The organism is cyanobacterium endosymbiont of Epithemia turgida isolate EtSB Lake Yunoko, from assembly GCF_000829235.1.
GTDB lineage: Bacteria > Cyanobacteriota > Cyanobacteriia > Cyanobacteriales > Microcystaceae > Rippkaea.
On record NZ_AP012549.1, the window covers coordinates 59,187 to 79,760 of the forward strand.

Consider the following 20,574-nt stretch of genomic DNA (forward strand, 5'->3'; position numbering starts at 1 on the left):
TAATAGAACTTTAAACTCTTCTTCTTTAATTTAATCTTAATCTAGGTTAATATCAAGAAATAGATCTATTTCTTGATTTATTTGCGTTCAATAAATCATTTTCTTCTATATTATATCATCTGATGCCACTAATATATTATGATATAATTCAAGTAATCTAATATTATTTTAAATAAAACTTTTTTTATATATTTAAAATTATAATTTTTGAGTTTTTAACTTCTACCTGCTATGAGCATAATTTATTCTTATAGCAAGTACACTATTTTTGAAATTCTATCTCCAAAAGACTTACTAAATTAGATATTATCTACTTTTTTTATATAATTTTAACTTTTTAGGTACTTATTTCAGATACTTATTTTTTAGTCGATATCAATTAAAATCCAAAACCAAATATAATATTGAATTATAGCCTAAATCTTATTAGATAAAGCTATGCAATATTATTAAGGCAGGTTTTGATATTACTTTAATAGTGAACAAGAGGAACCAATTCATAACTGTTAATAGTTCCTTGAAAATAATCATTAATTGCTTCTCTTGAATAGGGAGTAACTCCAGTTTCTTCTCCAAACCACTTTTCATAAACCGCTACGGCTTCAAGTTGATCACTAACAATTCCTTCCATAAATTTGACTAAACTGTAATTCACAATATTCCGCCAAGTAGATTCATCTTGAGGAAGTATACAAGTATAAGATTCATAGACATAGGGAAGCTCTGGAACTACTTCTAATTCATTAGTATTACTTAATTCTTGTTTTAATCTTTATAGAATAATTTCATCACCTGTAAAAGCATCTATTATTCCCTTCTCTAGTTTTTTAAACCCATTATAATCTTTTACTATAACTAATTTAGCAGCAGGTTGTTGTTGTTTAATTACCCGTTAGTTGCTAGTTTTAGAAATTACTCCTACTTGACGGACAACGAGGGTATCAATTGTTTCTATCTCGCTCCCTTTTTTAACTAAAGTTTTGTTACCACTAGCAAAATAACTTACGGTAAAATATACTGTTTGAGTTATTTTTTAAGTAACTGCTAAGAATCAAGTTTAATGGGTTTACCTATTTTTTTGAATATCTTTACGAATTACTTCGAGAATATCCAAAGAATATCCCACTCATTTCCCTGATCATTAACATAACTAAAAGGGATAGCGTCTTTACTAGTTCCGGCGGTAATTACTCCAGTTTATCTAATTCCTTCTAAAATTACACCAGCTCAACTGGAAGATTGGCTAATTGTAGCAAACATTTAAATTCAAATTACTAAAGTTAATTTTTTTCCCATCGTTTCTTTCCTAAGACAACTTAGGTTTATAGACCAAGAGGATGGAAAAAATGTTTCGTCAAAGTTGATTGACTTAAATAATAAGAGGGTAATTTAAGCAAGTCGCAAAGATACACTTAAAAATTTTCCGTTGCTTATGAGAAATAGATGCTAATGTAACTAGCTAGGTATGTTAACTTAATCAGTAAATCTTACTGAATTCTGCTTAGGCAAAAATGACGAATAATCCTCCAAATTCACCACTAAAACCGTCTAATAAAAATAATTTGCTAACTAGATTAACTAGTTTTGCTAGGCGGCCTTCTACCCTGATAATGGGTGGAATGTTGTTAATGTTGGGGATAACAACCTATTGTGGGATCAATTATTTCGTCTGTCAAAAACTATCACCTCTCCTTTCTAAAGAATTAAGTAAACTTGTTGAAAGGGAAGTTAAAATAGGTAAAGTAGAAAGCTTTTCTTTTAATAAAATTAGTGTTGGACGTTCTTATATTCTCACCACTGAGACGGATACAGATTATGCTGAAGCTGCAAAAATTGTCATCAGTTTTAATCCACTGCCCATCTTTATTGGTAGACCTTTAATTATTGATATTACTATCAAAAAATCTAATTTTTTTATCGAACAAAATAAAACAGGAGAATGGGTTAAATTTTCCAGAAATAAAGAAAAATTAGAACTCAATTTTCCAATTAATATTGACGCTAAGATTCGTCTCAAAGATGCAGACATTATGGTCCATCCTTACGGGTTTAAAAAATCTTTATCGCTTAAAGTAGATGGGAAAACAGATTATAATTATAAGTCCAATGACAATCAACAATTTAGTTATGCTTTTGAGGTTAATCTTCTCAATAGTGAGATTAATATAGAAGGAAAAACCAATATTAATAGTTGGAAAACTCAAGTACAATTACAGGTTTATAAATTGGAGTTATCCGAACTAGTTTCTTGGATTTCTGATTTACCTATTATCATTAAAAATGGGCAATTAAATAGTAATCTAAAATTTTATTTTCCTTCTTTAGAAGAAATAGAAAAAATTACAGGGTTAGGAGTATTTAATATTTCTACTATTGAAGCAAATATTAAATACTTAAAAACTCCCCTCAAAGTTGACTTGGGTTTAGATTTTCAAGAAAAAACTGTTAAATTACAAAAGACAGAAATTAGTATAGGAAAATTAATTGCCAAAATTACTGGAAGAATTAATTGGGACCAAGGTTATAATGTTAACATTGATATTAATCCAGTTTCTCTAAAAGATTTACTTGCTATTGTTCCTCTAAAGTTGCCTCTCGAACTAAAGGGAGAAATTCAAGGAAAATTTAGACTTAATGGGGAAATTAAAAATCCTATTTTGACTGGAACAATTAAAAATACAAAACTTCTGCTAATCGATCAGGTTATTATTAAGACATTTACGAGTAATTTTAAAGCTAATTTATATCACTTTATCCTCGAAAAAGTTAGAATTATTCCTGCTGCCGGGGGAGAAATTATAGCTAGAGCAAAAGTAGATCCAGGAGTTCTAAAAGAGACAAAAAAACGAAAAAAGACTGATTGGAAAAAAATTCCTTTTTTCCTTGCTTTTAATGTTAAACTTCCCACAGAAGAATTAGTAATTCCTTATTTTCAAAAGAAACAAAATATTAATTTAGGCCATATTACAGCTCAAGGTATAATTACCGGAACTTTAGGGAACCCATTAGGTAAAATAGAATGGCAGTCTCCAAATCTAATTCACAATTCAAAAGAACAGATTTCAGGGAAAGGAAGAATTTTATTGTCAGGAATAGAAATTTCACTTCAGGAAACAATTTTACGGTCTGCAGAAGGACATGTTACCATTCATGGTTTAGGAAGCTTGAAAGATAAAAAATGGAAGATAGCTTTGAAAGCTAATACTTTTTCTCTCAGCCCATTTTTAATGATTACTTGTTCGGTTATTACCTGTTCTGAGCAAGTTACTCGTCAGTCAGTTACTCTTACTAAGAGTAATGTAAAATTATCGGGTAAGTTAGATAATTTTCATTTAATTAAAATTAATGGTCAGGGAAATTTAACTATTGATGTTGATGGTGGGACAATCGCCGTTAGTAGTCGTCTCGCTAATGACAATATAAATTCTGTTGTTAGTATATCAGGAATTTATCTTAATCCCTATATTTCCAATTTAGCAGTTCCTACAAAAGTAACAGAAAGTTACTTTAACCTATCAGGTTCGTTGGAAAAACTCTTAGGAAATTCTACTTTAAATATTGACCATCTCCAAGCAAAGGGAAATTTACAATTAACCATTGATGGCAGTCCTGTCAATGCAACTATAGACTTAGGCAATGGAATTCTACAAACAGTGGTAAAATCTTGTCAAATTTCCTTTGACAAGATTTTTCCTGATTTATTCGTTAATGCTAAGTTAATTAGGAGTAGTTTTGACTTAGCATTAAATCTTAATTCTGTCTTCACATCCCCAAAAAACTTAATCTTCAATAGTTTAAAGGCTAATGTCAAGGCACAATTTGTCGTGGAGAATAGTCTGGTTAATATTGCTGGAAAATTAAAAAATGGTCAGGTAAATGGGTCAGTTCACCTTGGTGAATTATATCTTAATAAACTTGTTGCTACCCTACCTGTTACTGCAAAAGTTATCGGAGGAAAAATAAAATTTTCTAGTCAATTAATACCTTTACTTTCTACTAAACCTGACGTGAGTAGTGTCGAACTAATAGCTAATATACAGCTTTCTACGGCCCAAGGTAACATAAATACCACTACCCAATTATATAATAATCAGTGGACAACAAACATCAATGTATCTAATCTCAATACTGCTCTGATTTCAGAGAAAATTATTCCCCAAGCGTTCTTAACTAAAATTTCTAATTTAACCGCAGAAATTAAATTTTCTGGCAGTATAGAAGATTTTCTCGCAGGAAAGAAAATTATTCCTGTTCAAGTTAATAATATTGTCGTTAGAGCCGATGGACAAATTTTAAATGCTCAAGGAAATTTGCAATTATCTAATCTTTTGAGTAACCCTGATATTTCCAACCTCAACCTATCGGTTAATGTCAGTTCCAACTTATATCAATTACCCTTAACTGAATTAGTTTCCATTATTCCTCCAGATCGAAAATTCCTTTTCGGAGAACTTAGCGTGGAAGGTCAGGGAGAATTTACTGGAAAATTTTTAGGGAAAAACCTTTTAACTTCTCCTACATACCCAGGTAATCTCCAATTATTAGGAAATTTAAAATTTACTAATTTTGTCTTTAATGATCAAGTTTTTGAAGAAATTTTAACAGGAACTATCAAGGCAACTTTTAGAGAAAAAATTGCTCTAAATTTAGAAGGAAAAGACGATAAAATTAATGCAGTCTTTACCCCTTGTACCAAAAAAAACTGTCTTGCTCCTTATGTTCCCGCCTCTTTTGAATTACGTCAAACTGCCGGAGAACAATCTCCTATCCTTGTACAAGGAATTTTAGAAGGTAATCGCCTTACCACTAAAATTGAAGTATTACCTCTAAAATTAGCTAGAATTTCTTTAGGTAGAGAATATGGTGTCCCTAGTTATCTTTCAGGTTCGGTTAGCAGTCAATTGGAGATCGATACTTCCACTCTCGAAGGACGGGGAACCCTCACTATTCACAAACCAAAGTTAGGATTTATTGAAGGACGACAACTCACCGCAAAGGTCCAATATAAAAATAATGTGGTTTTTTTACACAATGCAAGCCTAAAATTAGGGAAGAGTGATTACAATGTGCAAGGTTCACTTGATCTGCAATCATTAGTCTTACAAGGAAAATTAACGGTTAATGATGGTCGCGTAGAAGATCTGTTGACCGCCTTAAACGTTACTAACCTTGAACGGTTTTTAGACGTAATTAAATTACAACCCCCAGAGTATAACTATACTACTGCTGAAGCCATCCCTCCAGAATCTGTCGGAGATGCTCAAGAAACCATTGCCGGACAAGTAAACTTATTAGGAGTTATTGATCAAAAAATACGTCAATTAGCTGCTCTCCGTAAAGCAGGAGGAATTCCTAGCGAATTGGATATTCGCGGTCGCTTCGATGCCAATGTTGCCCTAGGAGGAACTTTGTTAGACCCCACTTTTAACCTAAAATTTATGGGTAATAAGTGGGAATGGCATCCTCAACAACCCTTCCCCGACATTGTGCCACCCTTGGGTTTGGTGGTATTAGATGAACAATTTATTCCCATTAACTCTGTGAAAGTTCAAGCTAAGTCAGTTAATGGAGTAATTGCAGTTAAATACGCCCAAATACGACTAAAAGAAACATTGTTTGCTTTACAGGGAGATTTTTCCTCACAAAACATAGATTCTGAGTGGAGAGTGCAACGCTTATCTGTTGATACTGTAGGTAACTTTGTGAAACTTCCCGTAGATATTGGTGGGTTTGTTAATGTATCAGGGACTCTAAGTGGAACCCCTACTCAACCGGAAATACAAGGACAGTTTGCCTTTTTAACAGGAGCATTTCAAGGACGATCACTGAGAAAAAACCTTCCAGGACGATTTAGCTATCAAGATGGTCGGTTTCGACTCGCTACTACTGATGCATCCTTTGTGTACTTAGCAATTAATATTCCTTTTCCCATTACCCCCGAAAATGATATCTTTAACATTGAGGCAAAACTAGGCACAGATGCACTAGAGTTAGTAAGTGTTTTAACTGGAGAACAAGTAATCTTAATTGGCGGAGAGGGGCAAGTTAACGCCCAAGTCCAAGGACGTATTAATCTTTTCAATGGACTGACGGTTAACGATTTAAACGCCCAAGGAAAAGTACTCCTAAGTGAAGCTATCTTCAAAAGTGCCGCTTTGCCCGAACCTTTAACTATTAGCGGAGAAATTAACCTCGATGATCAAGCCATGAAAATTTCTCAACTAAAAGGAACTTTTGCCCAAAGCAACCTGATTATTGCCGGAGTTTTACCTTTATTCGAGTCCCAAGCTCAAGTTGAAAACCCCCTCACTGTTGCTATTGAAAAAGGAATTATTGATTTAGAAGGATTATATAGTGGAGAAATAGAAGGAAGTATTTTTGTTACGGGAAATGCACTTAAACCTTCTGTTAGTGGTGTAGTTCGTTTAGCTGATGGACAAGTCTTTATACCCGAAACTCCAAAAATCGCTACAGGGTTACCTAATGTTGCTCTAACTCAATCGTCAAAAACTCATCCTCAAGTGTTTTTCTCTCAAGAAAATGTTTCTTTTGTCCCTAAATTACGGGATTTTAGAGTGATTATTCAAAATTTATCGGTGCAAACTCTTCCTCTGTTTCAGTTTCAATTCGGGGGAGATTTAATAGTTAATGGCTCTTTAAATAATTTAACTAGCCTGAAGCCTCAAGGAAACATTACCCTCAATCGGGGGCTGATTAATTTTCTTGAAACCCGCTTTTTTCTCGAACGTCGAAATCTTAATCAAATTGTTTTTTATCCAGACAAAGGATTATTAAATCCCGATCTTGATCTACAACTGCGGACGATTGTTTCAGAAGTTCCTGAGACCTCAAAGGACCTCCGTGCGGCCGATACTACTGAAATTCCTGATGATAGTTTAAATAAAGTACAACGGATTGATATAAATTTGGCTCTTAAGGGATCTTTAAATCAGTTAATTCCCAGTTTTGACAAAGATAAATCTGAGTCGTGCTTGATTAAACATCTTTTACAACCAATCCGTATTGAAACCACCTGGTCTGAGGAGGAATTAACTCTTTTAGAAAACTGTTTAACTCTTCTAGCTGAGCAAAGTCAAGAGAACTTAGATGAACAACTTCTAAGTAATCCAGTAATTAATTTAACTAGTAGTCCTCCGCAGAGTCAAGGCCAAATCGTCCGCTTATTAGGAAAACAACTATTTGTTTTAGCTGAATCTTTACAAGGACAAAGTACCGAGCAGTTAATTCAATTTGGCATTGTCCAGTTAGCATTATCAATGGTATTCCAAACCCTTATTTATGATATGGAGAGTACTATCAGTGAAACGATTAGAAGTACTGATTTTAGAATTGTTCCATTCTTAGAAACTATTTATGAAGTGGAAGATAAAGGGTTTATTAAATTCTCCTACGATTACGGTCTTAATGAATTTCGAGTGCGCTACGAAAAACAATTTTAGTTAATTTTTAATAAATTGAGATAAAAATTATGTTAATGATACTAACTGGAAAAAATAATGGCAATAATATATTAATTATAATCTCAGTTTATTAAGACTAAAATATGCGTATAAATTTAACGGTTCACTGTCAATAAATATTTTTCTTTAACCATTAGTGGCATAACTAATACCAAAAAACAAATATTTAGCTATGTATTGAGTCAGAAGGATATTGAAGGATAAGGAGATGCTTCTATTTTTTTACTGATTAAAGACTAAGAAAAAATTAACAAATAGATTCAAAAAAATCATAAACCATGATCTCAATCATAGGGCAATTTTATCCTTTAAAACATCCTAAAATTGAACTCAGTTAAAAAGAAAACAATAATACTTTATCCATCTATACAGATGTCGATATAGGTTTTTATTTTCTAATTATATTAGCTTAATTTTTTAGACAGACTGGCATCTAGGAATTACTTTTATTTAGCTATTTTTTATTTTGTATTTATTTAAGCTCACTTACTTAACTATTTTATTATTAGTATTTTACATTCCTATGAAATAGGAGAATAAATTCGAATTTATATCTTTTCCCATAATCATATATTCAATATTATAGTTTAGTTAGTTCATTCCTGGTGAGAAGATAGGTTAACCCCGATTAAACTAAATTCTCTGTTGGATGACAATAGCTTACAGTAACTTGAACTACTTCTTCCTTATTAATTAGGATTAATAGGTAAATAAAACAAGATATAACTAAAATAAATTCTCAATAATTTTAGATTTATTATTAAGTTGTCATTTTACTAAAAGTCATAGTAACAACAGCAGTTTTCATTTGGATAGATTAAAGTAACAAAACAAAAAAATGTTAGTCATATAAAAAAATGAAGCTATATTCCATAGATATTTTCAATAAAATTATGGAAATTAACCATAAGATCGACCAATTAATTTAACAACTAATTAGCTGATCTAGCCACTACTGTTATCATGAACTATCCAATTATAATCTACCATAAAATAATGGTTAAAAAATATTTCTAGTTAGGTTATCGTCATGTTTGAATTTTCTCTAAAATTGAAGCACGAGACAGGTATATTCGGTAAAAAATTTTACATCTATTCCTATAATTTTGAGTGCCAAAACTTACTTTCTATTTAAACAGGTTTTGAAATGGAAAAACCAGATGTTCATTATTAATGAACATCTGGTAGTGATCGCTTTTCCTTATAGAGCCAAATTAAACCCAAAATTCCTAATCCTATCATTACTAAACTAATCATTTGAGCAATTTTCAAAGAGCCTAACATTAGGCTATCTGTTCTCAATCCTTCTATCCAAAATCTTCCAAAACTGTAGGTGATTAAATAGACTAAAGACAATGTACCTACTTGGATTTTATCCCTATGTTTTAATCCAAAAAAAAATAGACTTAATAACAAAAAAAATACTAATACATTCCAAATAGATTCATATAAAAAAGTTGGATGAAAATATTCCTCATTAATATATGTTAAAGGACGGTGATTTACAGGAATATATAGTTTCCAGGGTAAATTAGTCGGAGAACCGAAAGCTTCTGAATTAAAGAAATTTCCCCATCGTCCAATGGCTTGTCCTAAGGTTAAAGATGGCACAATTAAATCTGCTAACTGCCAAACAGAAACTTTATTTAAACGAGCAAAAATAATAGCTGTTAAAGTTCCTCCGATAATGGCTCCATGAATGGCAATTCCTCCTTTCCAAATGGCAATGATATCCCCTGGATTTTGAGCGTATTGTTGCCATTCAAAGATGACATAATAAAGTCGAGCGCAGGGAATAGAGGAAATTACCAACCAAATCACTAGATCAGCCATTAAATTGGGATCAACCTGACGTTTTTTGGCTAACCATTGGGATAAAGCAACACCAATTAAGACCGAAGACGAGATCAATAGTCCATACCAACGAATAGTAAAAAAACCAATTTCAAAGATAATTGGCCCTGGGGATTGAAACTGAAACCCTAATAAACTGTTCATTATCCAAATTAGTAGTTGAAACATCGGAGGAATAGATTGTCAATACCAAAGCCAATCAAGTACAATTGCACAAATTAATAGCTTTTGAGTTCTACCAAGTTAGCAGTTAAATATTTTTCTCCTTGTTATTTTCTCATAGTTCTTACAATTACCTACTTCCATTCGGGGTGAGATTCTACCGGTAAACAAGGACTATATTGGTTGATCTGATTAATCATTTTATATAAACGACCAAGGTTGCGTTGATCAAAATGAAATACTAAGCGAGGTAAGCTTTCTGTTTCATCCCCTTTTTCACTAGGTAAGGCAGCACTTTTACAAATTGTTTCCTTGACAAGGATATCTGAATAGTCGTCATTGAGCTGGTCTACTTGTTCATCAGATAATTCTGAATTAAGACGCATCACAAATAAATCTCCCACATAGCGACTTGAATGATACACGCAATAGAAATTACGGATAACGTTACAGGCATGAGCTAAATTGTCTGTAACAGTATAGAGACTAAAATCTTCTGGACTAATTAATCCCCGTTGTAAGAAATTCTTCTGGTTATGCTTGTTCCAAATTTTCCAATAGTCGCCTCCAGGTTCATCAATTAATACCAAAGGACAGGGTCCATATTTTCCTGTCTGAGAAAGAGTTAGGGTTTCAAAGACTTCATCTTGGGTGCCAAACCCTCCTGCAAATAGAGCTACTGCGTCACTTTCTCGCATAAAAAAGAGTTTTCTGGTAAAAAAGTATTTAAAATTAATCAATTTTGGATCATCAGCAATAAAAGGGTTGGCACTTTGTTCAAATGGTAATTGAATATTAAGTCCAAAAGAATGCTTTGGTCCTGCTCCTTCATTCCCTGCTTGCATTATCCCTCCTCCTGCGCCTGTAAGAACCATAAACCCAAACTGAGTGATATAACGAGCAAATTCAACTGCTAAACGATACTCCGAACTTTGGGGAGACAGACGGGACGAGCCAAAGATAGTAACTTTACGTATGTGACGGTAAGGATAAAAAGTCTTAACCCCTTGTTCTAAGTCTTCTAGGGTAGCAGTTAAAATTTTCCAGTCGAGGCGGTCTATCTCTTCTCCCGCAATTCTCAACAAGACAGATAGTGCCCGTTTGACTAGGGTGCCATGTTCATGTTCTGACAATTTTGCTATTAATTCCCGTATGTCTTTAGCTAAAGAAGGGGTTGTATTATCTTTTGATAAAGTCATAGTTTTGGATTGAAGACTACCCTCATTGTATCGAAAATTCTATTTATTCATACACATCTTTATATGTGTATGAATAAATAGAATTAAAAATATAGAGTTTTATCATTGTTTTAAGTTTTGTATTATTTTATTCTTATTTTTTTAGTTTTATTAAGTAATAATTGTGGCTTTTTTATACCAAGTATGATGTCCAGTGTTTTTTATAATTTTTATCCTAACTGTATTAGATCATTCCAAAAACTTGGTATTGATCACGACCGAGTTTCTCGGATTTTAATAAATACGTAAAACAAGAATTCCAGTTTTTATTATGATGTTGTCACAACTAGTATAGAATAGATATGATTATTAAATTTTTAAAACCTAGAAAAAATATAATAGCAATTTGGGGTTAAATAGATAGGTTTTGAACGCCATATAGGAGTTTGGAGTCTGTGAATTTTTACTATTGATGTAAAAACCAGTATAGAACTGTATCGAAACCCCTACTAACTCTTCTAAAAATAAATAATAGACCTTTGGCAAGGTAAAATATAAATTTATCTGTTAATTGTCATGAGTTTAGTTTCATTATTAACCACTTTGATTTTTTGACTTTTGTGTATTTTTCTTTTTTGACACTATAAAAGTGTTATTTTTAAAGTGAGTGAATATTGTTTTAGCAAACAACATTTTTAGTCAAAAATGGATAATTGTCCTATTTGTTCTAGTCAAATTCTACGGCATATCAATCATCACAAAATTTACTGGTATTGTCCCCATTGCCATGAAAAGGTTCCTAATTTCACTCGATTTTTAGTTTCTCAGAAGATTCATGAGGTTGTAACTGAGGAAAAACGTTAATATGTAACAGTCAAAATTAATTATCCTACTCTTTTAAAGAGTAGGACAACATATAAATACTAATAATATGGACGGTCTGATCAATCCCGCCATAGCGCACAGTGCACAAGGGATATGATATGGTCAGATACATTGCCAAACTGTTGATTTGTCAAAAATCGGGTTGATATTTTGATGATCGATTAATAAACTTGGACAGTCAACCAATCAAATCAATCATCTCAACTCCTTTAAAGAACTTCAACAGATCAATCAAGACTATTTACTCCCCTTACGTCAAGAGAGTGCAACGTATGGATTTTTTCGTGCTAGGTAAACTCTTAGCTGGATTAGTATTGTTAGTCGTTGGTGCAGAAGGATTAGTCAACGGTGCGTCTTTCCTAGCAGCTAGTTTGGGGATTTCTCCATTGGTCATTGGGTTAACTATTGTTGCTTATGGGACAAGTTCACCCGAAATGGCTGTGGCTATTCAATCAAGTTTTACCGGACAGGCCGATATCGCGTTGGGGAATATAGTTGGTAGTAATATTTTTAATGTCTTAGTCATTTTAGGGTTATCCGCCTTAGCAATGCCTCTAATAGTGGCACAACAGTTGATTAGACTTGAGGTTCCTATCATGATTGGGATTTCATTGCTGACTTTGTTGTTTGGATTTGACGGCTTGATTAACCGCTCAGATGGAGTAATTTTAGTAATCGGTGGAATTATTTATACTATTTTTCTCATTGTTAAAGGGTCAAAACAACCTTCTGAAGAAAAAGAATATGAAAAATACACCGTTTTAGAAGATATTTCAGTTTTTCAATGGATGAAGAATTTAGGATTAATGTTAGGGGGAACAGGGTTATTAATTTTAGGCTCTCGTTGGTTGGTGGAAAGTTCTACTAGCATCGCCCTCACCATTGGAGTTAGTGAATTAGTTATTGGTTTGACGATTGTTGCAGTAGGAACGTCATTACCAGAATTGGCCACCTCAGTTATGGCTACTTTGAAAGGAGAGCGAGATATTGCGGTTGGTAATGTGATTGGAAGTAACATATTTAATATTTCGGCTGTATTAGGAATAGGGGCTATGGTTTCTCCTCAAGGCATCCCTGTCTCTAATGCTGCCATTGGATTTGATCTACCAGTGATGATTGCGATCACTATTTCTTGTTTACCTATTTTCCTTACAGGAAATGTGATCGACCGTTGGGAAGGGTTACTGTTTGTTAGTTATTATATTGCTTACACAACTTATTTAATTCTACGTTCGACGGGACACGATAGCCTACACATATTCAGTAATATCATGCTTCTTGTTGTTATTCCCCTGACTGTACTTACTTTAACTATAGTCACCGTCAATAGTTTATGGAAACAAAGGTAAAAACGATAGATTTTCCCTAATGAGTATTTAAGTTGTTCCTCGTTAGTAGCTATTATAAAGATTTCAGTTGAAGATATTATCGACCTAAACTATTTATCCGAAGAGGTATTAGTGAGGATTGTATTTATATATACTATACTGCCAACAGTAGGTTTTCAAATTAAATCCTCAATATTAGTCATCAAATTGTTAGTCATAACACTTATGAATGCAATCTCTGTAATATTACTTATAAAAAAATAAATGAAAATATCACAGAGAATTGTCAACAAATGAATCATAGTTTTTGAATGAAGATAAAAAAATAAAAGAAGATGTCTATTTACTCTATCATGAAAAATAATGGAGTAAATAGATTAGTTAAATAGTTAGATCAAGATAATTTAAATCAAATGAAAATATTAAGTAATTGACTAGAAAAATAAAAACAATTTGGTGATGATATTTTGGGCTTTGTGGTTTTCGACAAATGACTCTGATGTTAAATGATGGCAATAGCATAAATATAAAAGTTATTCTTTAGGCTCTAATAATTGACCAAAAAATCCAGAAACAAGAGATAAAATAATTGAACCAAATAAGGCATCCCAAAAGGTATCAATGCTAAACCCTGGTGTCAAATAACTCACTAAAGAAAAAGCAATAGCATTAACCACAAATAAAAATAACCCTAAACTCAAAAAAGTTAAAGGAAATGTAAATAAAATCAGAATAGGCCGAACAATAGCATTAATTACTCCCATCACAATAGCAGCAAAGGTAGCAGCAAAAAAGGATTTAATAAAAATGCCTGGAATAACATAAGCCGTAATTAATAGTGAGATTGCTGTGATAAGCCACGTAAATAAAAATTGCATATCAGTTATTTAACCTCTTTTTAATAAAAAATATATCAAGCTTATAGGAAGACACAATAATAATGTTGCGCTAAAAGATTTTCCTGATTGTCTTTATTTATTAAAAGCCAAAATTAGTAAGGCCATTTCCATTCAGTTATTTCTGGTTTGTCGATACCATTATCATAGGCATAAGCTCTATGTGCCATAATAGCATTCTTCATGTGTTCATGAACATAAGCGGCGGCTGACCCTAATTTAGAAACACGGTGAATGACATCAATCACTAAATTAAAGCGATCAACTTGATTATTCATCGCTAATTCGAGGGGGGTGTTAATATTACCCTTTTCCTTATAGCCGCGAACATGAAGGTTAGCATGATTGGTGCGACGATAGGTTAACTTATGAATTAACCAAGGGTAGCCGTGAAAGTTAAAAATAATAGGCTTATCTTTAGTAAACAAATTATCAAAATCCCAATCTGAAAGTCCATGAGGATGTTCTCGTTCCGGTTGTAATTTAAACAAGTCAACTACATTAATAAACCGCACTTTTAATTCAGGAAATTCTTCTCGTAAAATAGCAGTAGCGGCTAAAGCCTCTTTAGTGGCAATGTCGCCACAACAGGCCATAACCACATCAGGGCTATCAAGTTCTGTGCCACAATCATCGTTACTAGCCCAATCCCAAATACCAATGCCCTTAGTACAATGTTCAATAGCTTTTTCTATGTCTAAATATTGGAGGTGTTTTTGTTTATCGGAAACGATGACGTTAACGTAATTCTTACTTCGAAAACAATGATCTCCAACAGACAGTAAACAGTTAGCATCGGGGGGGAAATACACACGAACTATGTTTGCACTCTTATTGGTAACAAGATCAACATACCCTGGATCTTGGTGACTAAACCCATTATGATCTTGTCGCCAAACAGTGGAAGACAACATGATATTTAGGGAAGAAATTGATGCCCGCCAAAATACTTTATTTTTGCAGATATCAAGCCATTTAGCATGTTGGTTAAACATTGAGTCAACCACATGAGCAAACGCTTCATAGGTGTGGAAGAATCCGTGACGACCTGTTAATAAATAGCCTTCTAGCCATCCTTGTAACGTATGTTCGCTCAATATTTCCATTACCCGTCCATCAGTGGCAATTTCAGTGCCGTCAGCATCTTCAGGCAGAATATCAGCCATCCATACTTTTTTACTTGCTTGGTAAATATTGCTTAGACGATTAGATGCAGTCTCATCAGGACCAAAAACACGGAAGTTAGTCATGTTGTTAGCCATGATATCCCGTAAAAAATTTCCAAACAAGAAAGTATTTCCCACCTCTATTGTTCCAGGCTTGGTTACTTCAACTTTATAGTTACGGAAGTCAGGCATTTTAAGGTTTTTACGGAGTAACCCTCCATTGGCGTGAGGGTTAGCACTCATGCGGCGATAGCCGATGGGGGCAAGTTTCTGTAATTCGGAAATTAATGTACCATTTTCATCAAAAAGTTCTTCGGGTTTGTAACTCTTCATCCAGTCCTCAAGAACTTTTAAGTGAGCAGCATTATTGTGCATTTCTGATAAGGGAACTTGATGTGATCGCCAGAAGTTTTCTGTTTTCTTGCCATCTACTTCTTTAGGGCCTGTCCATCCTTTTGGAGAGCGTAACACAATCATTGGCCACATGGGGCGTTTAGCTGTCCCACTACTATGCGCTTCTTGTTGAATTTGTTTAATTGCTTTGATCGCTGCTTCCATGGTAGCGGCCATTTTCTGATGCATTACTTCAGGATCAGAGCCTTCGACAAAATAAGGTTTATAACCATACCCCTTGAAGAGACATTCTAGTTCTTCATGACTAATACGAGCCAAAATTGTCGGATTAGCAATTTTATAACCGTTGAGGTGCAAAATAGGTAACACAGCACCATCACGTACGGGGTTGAGAAATTTATTAGAATGCCAAGAAGTGGCTAATGGTCCAGTTTCTGCTTCTCCATCTCCTACCACGACAGCAACGATAAGGTTGGGGTTATCTAAGGCCGCACCGTATGCGTGGGAGAGACAATAGCCCAATTCTCCCCCTTCATGAATTGATCCAGGAATTTCTGGAGTACAATGGCTACCGATTCCCCCAGGAAAGGAAAACTGCTTGAAAAACTTTTTCATTCCCTCCTCATCTTGGCTTTTATCAGGGTAAGTCTCAGAATAGGTTCCTTCAAGATACACTGGCCCGAGTATTCCGGGAGAGCCGTGACCAGGACCTGTTATATAGATTGCGTCTAAATCATATTTTTTAATCAGGCGATTGAGGTGGATATAAACAAAGCTCAAACCAGGACTTGATCCCCAATGTCCCAACAAACGCTTTTTAATGTGTTTTTCCTGTAAAGGTTCTTTGAGTAAAGGATTATCTTGTAGGTAAATCATCCCAACAGCAAGGTAGTTACAAGCTCGCCAATAAGCATTAATTTGTCGTAAATCGCTGTCAGAAAGAGGATTTTCTTCTAAAGTTAAGTTTTCTGGTGTAGTTGTCATAGTTTATCGTTTTAAATTTGTATTTAAAGTTTATTACTGTAAATTAGTTACTTTTATTTAGTATAGTTATTTTTTTAAAATTTATTCACGTATATTCAAAAATTAAGTAACTGTAATAGCATGGCGACTATAATTTTTTCATAGTAGCAATTTTTTGTAAATATTGCTACTATGAAAGGCTTTCAAATTATCAGAACTCGGTACTTATAAAGATTAAGTCTTTGAAGTTATAGAATTTCATTAAAATAAGAGTTTTGGAGTTTGTTAGCTACTAATTTATAATTCTTGGTCGAGAAGAGCTATGACTGTTTACTAATTTAGAAAGTTTAGTGATTTAAAACAAACAATGTAATTCAAGAGAATTTTTTTAAGTTATGGGATTAAATCAGAATGATGAAATAGTTAAAATTTTAAAAAATTTATGAAATACAGAAATATCAGCTAAATATATATAAAATATTGATATTTTAGGCTTCACTTAAGATATAAGTTACGGGAAATACAGTACTGTAAGAACAAATAGTCTTTTTTGATTGCTTTCAAAATAAAAATTGTACATTTAATTTTAGGAGCTTATTTTATGGCAACTGTAAAAGTTGGTATTAACGGTTTTGGCCGAATTGGGAGATTAGTCTTTCGGGCTGGTGTCGATAACCCTGACTTTGAATTTCTCGGCATCAATGACTTAATTTCTCCAGACAACATTGCTTATCTACTTAAATATGATTCTACCCATGGGCGCTTTAATGGGAGGGTGGAAGCCAAAGAAGATGGTATTATTGTCAATAGTAAATTTATCCCTTGTTTTTCTGTCAGAGATCCCGAACAATTGTCTTGGCGAGAAAAAAGTATCGATTATGTACTGGAATCTACAGGATTATTCACCACCTATGACGCAGCCAGTAAACACCTCAAAGCGGGAGCCAAACGGGTAGTAATTTCTGCTCCCACCAAAGATACCGAAAAAGTTAGGACAATCGTAATGGGGGTCAATGATAGTGATTATGATTCCACTAAAGATCATGTAGTATCTAATGCCAGTTGTACCACTAATTGTTTAGCTCCCATTGCTAAAGTGATTAATGATAACTTCGGCTTGTCCGAAGGGTTAATGACCACAGTACATGCAATAACTGCCACTCAGCCTACCGTAGATGGTTCTGGCAAAAAAACTTTTCGGGAAGGACGGGGAGCACTCCAAAATATTATTCCAACTTCTACTGGTGCAGCTAAAGCTGTTATTTTGGTTATTCCAGAGTTAACAGGAAAATTAACAGGGATGGCTTTACGAGTCCCCACTCCTAATATTTCTGTGGTTGATCTAACTTTTAAGACCACTCAACCTACAAGTTATAAAGACATCTGTGCAGCAATGAAAGCAGCTGCTGAAGGTTCTTTGAAAGGTGTTTTGAACTATACTGAGGAGGATGTAGTATCCATGGACTTTAATGGAGATTGTCATTCAAGTATTTTTGATGCCAAAGCAGGAATTGAACTTAACTCCAATTTCTTTAAAGTTATATCTTGGTATGACAATGAATGGGGTTATTCTTCTCGGATATTAGATCTAATGAAAATGATGGCAGCTAAAGACTCAGAAACAAGGACTGCTGTTTAGTTTCTTCGGCTCTTCTAGACGACTAGCTGTGGAAGAGCTATAATAGTTGACACTACACACCCTTTCCTAAGTTATAAAATACTTCCAAAGTAGAAGTTCTAGGGTGCGATTTTAATTGATGGATCTAAAAGAGAACATCTAGTTTCCCATCATAGTTCTTTAACTCCATCATAGTTCTTTAACTAGTGTTAATACTCTGCTTCTCTGTCTTAACCTCTACACTTCGAATTTGAGCTATAGTCAAAGCATGAACACTTTTAATCTGGTTTATCTGGTTTATTTTTTTTACTAAAACTATTGGAGATGCCTCCCTATTAAACCAAGCTTTGTCTGTCACCTCAGTTACCTCAATTGAATAAAGACTCTTAAATAAGAAGACTTCACTATCCAAGAGGTTGGATAGTTCTCCTCAACATTTACTGAAAAACTGAATCTTACGAATTGATTCATCACTAGACTAAAGAAAAGGATAATAATTATGATAGTCGTAATAATCGTTAAAAATAGAATCAGCGATTGTCCTTGACATTAACAAGTTAGCCGAGATAATCGCTTATAAATATCACCCATAATTTTAACCAATGATTAATAATTTCAATTAACTCGATAAATATTAATTAGCTATAACTATCTATAAAAAATTTCCCAAACACATAATGCTAAAGTTTATCTTTCGTGTAGTATATGTGGACAAGCAGCTAGTCAATATTCCGATCTTGTTGAAGATTTAGTTCAGTGGGAAATTACCAACATTTCGGTGGAAACTGAAATGGTAGAACCAACTTATCAAGTAGTCGCTAGGGCTGAGAAAAAATTACTTTTAGAATTGATCATACAACAAAGACAAAACTAATTTGCAACCCGTTATATTCAGACATAGGCTTTATGTGTTGAGCATAGCAATTATAAGGTATTAGTTGTACTAAACCAAGTGAGTCAGCTCAAATAAGTGTTAAATAAAAGAGTTCTATAAAAAGAGTGATCGCTCGATAGTAGACTGCCCGAGAGTATAGTTGACATAATTAGGAATACAAGAACTATCAAAATTGACTAGCAACCCAAAAGTCTTTTCCAGAGTTAGAATATAAACATCATATCTAAATATAAGAGGCTAAGAAAGTTAAAGAGATATCAAATTGGGTGTAACTATTAGAAAATACAATTAAAAAAGAATTGATCGAGTAATTATTTAAGCAAGAAAAGGATAGTGATATTGTTTTGTAAATGGAAGAAAAAGAACTTTGATTTGAAAAGATATAAAATCTCTTCAAGAGAGCTCAGAAAGAGATGAAATAACTTATTATATCCAAGTTTTTTTTATTAAAAAATAGATAAAAGTAAAATTTACTACTAAAAAATAGTTAACTTTGTTTAAATAGCTACAAATATAAAGTATTAAAACTAATGACAGCAATTGTTCTGTATCCTACAAAAAAAGAGGTTAAAAAGGTAGTACAATTTTAGACAATGAGACATAGGGATTCAAGCAATACGGAAAATATAAAAAGATAGATATAGCGATTATTCTTGGTAATTACTCGGTATATATCAAGTGGTTTATAAAAGTAAAATTGAAACGTTAGTAAGAGCTAAGCCTTGCAAACAAAGGTTGTATACGCAATCTGTTAATTTATTCAGTGAACGTGACATTTATTTTTAAAGAATCAGCTTTTAGTCTATTAGTAGGTGAATTATATCATTTTTTAAAACGCTATCATTGTTGTTAATATCTCAATTAGCACATAACAAGGTTAACGATTATCTCAGATAATTATCATCAATAATTGAGATTTAAATTATTGTTTAAATTTAGCATAACACGAAGTTATCTTAGTTTTTTACTTTAAAATAAAAAAATATTTTTTAGGGAAATATGGATAAGTAATCAGCAAAAAAAATATTAATATAAGAGTTACAAATAATACAGTTTATCGAATGTTATATTTTTAATATGTTGTTTAAATAGGATTAATTCTAAAAAATTAAAAAATATTTATAAAGTATAATTATATCAATTAATTTTATTAATTTTTATTTTATATTCTGTTGATAATAGGGAATTACTGAAAAACTTGTTGATAAAATTATCAACAAGTTTTTCAGTAAAATATCCTTGGACTACCAATAATTTACTAGTCAAATTTTACATTAACTTAGAAAGTAATTTACGGTCATCGGTGTTGCCTAGAGTTAACTTAAAAGTCAATATTTACTGCAGTAATTTATAGTTAAATGCGGTTTTAATCCGCAATGCTATCTCGCATAATTTCATACCTATTCAACTAGTTCTTTAAAAACTCAATATACTCTTCGGATTAGAATTGATGAAATTAATTTTTATTATTTTTATTATAAAAATTAGTAAAAATTAGCATATTAAAATTATTATCTAGAGCATAAATTTTATAAAATAATGATAGCTGATTTTGTAAAAAAATGCTTTTTTACAAAAGACAAAAGAAGCTGTAACATATAAAGTTTCGATATCCTGATCCAGGAAAAATGATAACAAAAATTTTAACTTCACTTCTTCTCAGTTAAACTCCCATTTTTACAATAGAAGATCAATCTGTATTCACTTGAGATTTATCATTATGTGTAAATAATTATTTATTAATGGTTCCGATAATCCCTGAGATTATCACTAAAAACTTAAATTTAATAAATT

At 32.8% G+C, this 20,574-nt stretch carries 9 protein-coding genes; 4 read left to right on the plus strand and 5 right to left on the minus strand.

Annotated features, from left to right (window positions below):
* Positions 1-472: 472 nt before the first annotated feature.
* Positions 473-655 carry a hypothetical protein gene (locus ETSB_RS10750; RefSeq protein ID WP_408643579.1) on the minus strand — a complete coding sequence of 61 codons (183 nt, stop codon included), beginning with the start codon at positions 653-655 and terminating at the stop codon, positions 473-475.
* An 856-nt stretch (positions 656-1,511) separates the two neighbouring features.
* Between ETSB_RS10750 and ETSB_RS00160 the strand changes: the two genes are divergently transcribed.
* A complete protein-coding gene (locus ETSB_RS00160; protein ID WP_044105515.1) occupies positions 1,512-7,460 on the plus strand; it encodes a translocation/assembly module TamB domain-containing protein in 5,949 nt (1,982 codons plus the stop codon).
* Positions 7,461-8,651: 1,191 nt separating this feature from the next.
* On the opposite strand, the gene lgt is transcribed toward ETSB_RS00160, so the two are convergent.
* Together lgt and ETSB_RS00170 are read right to left on the minus strand one after the other, a co-directional pair.
* The gene (lgt, locus tag ETSB_RS00165; protein ID WP_044105518.1) at positions 8,652-9,479 is read right to left on the minus strand and encodes a prolipoprotein diacylglyceryl transferase; all 828 of its coding nucleotides are present in this window, start codon (positions 9,477-9,479) and stop codon (positions 8,652-8,654) included.
* Between the two features lie 152 nt (positions 9,480-9,631).
* The gene (locus ETSB_RS00170) at positions 9,632-10,696 is read right to left on the minus strand and encodes an LOG family protein (RefSeq protein ID WP_044105519.1); all 1,065 of its coding nucleotides are present in this window, start codon (positions 10,694-10,696) and stop codon (positions 9,632-9,634) included.
* Positions 10,697-11,380: 684 nt separating this feature from the next.
* Between ETSB_RS00170 and ETSB_RS09785 the strand changes: the two genes are divergently transcribed.
* Both ETSB_RS09785 and ETSB_RS00175 read left to right on the plus strand, forming a co-directional pair.
* Entirely contained in the window at positions 11,381-11,539 is a 159-nt protein-coding gene (locus ETSB_RS09785) for a hypothetical protein (protein ID WP_171816363.1), read from the plus strand.
* Between the two features lie 293 nt (positions 11,540-11,832).
* Positions 11,833-12,909 carry a calcium/sodium antiporter gene (locus ETSB_RS00175; RefSeq protein WP_044105522.1) on the plus strand — a complete coding sequence of 359 codons (1,077 nt, stop codon included), beginning with the start codon at positions 11,833-11,835 and terminating at the stop codon, positions 12,907-12,909.
* A gap of 512 nt (positions 12,910-13,421) precedes the next feature.
* Here ETSB_RS00175 and ETSB_RS00180 read toward each other — a convergent pair.
* The gene (locus ETSB_RS00180) at positions 13,422-13,766 is read right to left on the minus strand and encodes a phage holin family protein (protein ID WP_044105525.1); all 345 of its coding nucleotides are present in this window, start codon (positions 13,764-13,766) and stop codon (positions 13,422-13,424) included.
* Positions 13,767-13,879: 113 nt separating this feature from the next.
* A complete protein-coding gene (locus ETSB_RS00185) occupies positions 13,880-16,288 on the minus strand; it encodes a phosphoketolase family protein (protein WP_044105528.1) in 2,409 nt (802 codons plus the stop codon).
* 580 nt (positions 16,289-16,868) lie between these two features.
* Between ETSB_RS00185 and gap the strand changes: the two genes are divergently transcribed.
* A complete protein-coding gene (gene gap / locus ETSB_RS00190) occupies positions 16,869-17,906 on the plus strand; it encodes a type I glyceraldehyde-3-phosphate dehydrogenase (RefSeq protein ID WP_044105531.1) in 1,038 nt (345 codons plus the stop codon).
* The last annotated feature ends 2,668 nt before the right edge of the window (positions 17,907-20,574 follow it).

What these genes read in the sequence shown, in the direction of transcription:
- gap (WP_044105531.1), top strand. Translation starts at nt 16,869, where the DNA reads ATGGCAACTGTAAAAGTTGGTATTAACGGTTTTGGCCGAATTGGGAGA.
- ETSB_RS00180 (WP_044105525.1), bottom strand. Translation starts at nt 13,766, where the DNA reads ATGCAATTTTTATTTACGTGGCTTATCACAGCAATCTCACTATTAATT.
- ETSB_RS00185 (WP_044105528.1), bottom strand. Translation starts at nt 16,288, where the DNA reads ATGACAACTACACCAGAAAACTTAACTTTAGAAGAAAATCCTCTTTCT.
- ETSB_RS00160 (WP_044105515.1), top strand. Translation starts at nt 1,512, where the DNA reads ATGACGAATAATCCTCCAAATTCACCACTAAAACCGTCTAATAAAAAT.
- lgt (WP_044105518.1), bottom strand. Translation starts at nt 9,479, where the DNA reads ATGAACAGTTTATTAGGGTTTCAGTTTCAATCCCCAGGGCCAATTATC.
- ETSB_RS00170 (WP_044105519.1), bottom strand. Translation starts at nt 10,696, where the DNA reads ATGACTTTATCAAAAGATAATACAACCCCTTCTTTAGCTAAAGACATA.
- ETSB_RS09785 (WP_171816363.1), top strand. Translation starts at nt 11,381, where the DNA reads ATGGATAATTGTCCTATTTGTTCTAGTCAAATTCTACGGCATATCAAT.
- ETSB_RS00175 (WP_044105522.1), top strand. Translation starts at nt 11,833, where the DNA reads ATGGATTTTTTCGTGCTAGGTAAACTCTTAGCTGGATTAGTATTGTTA.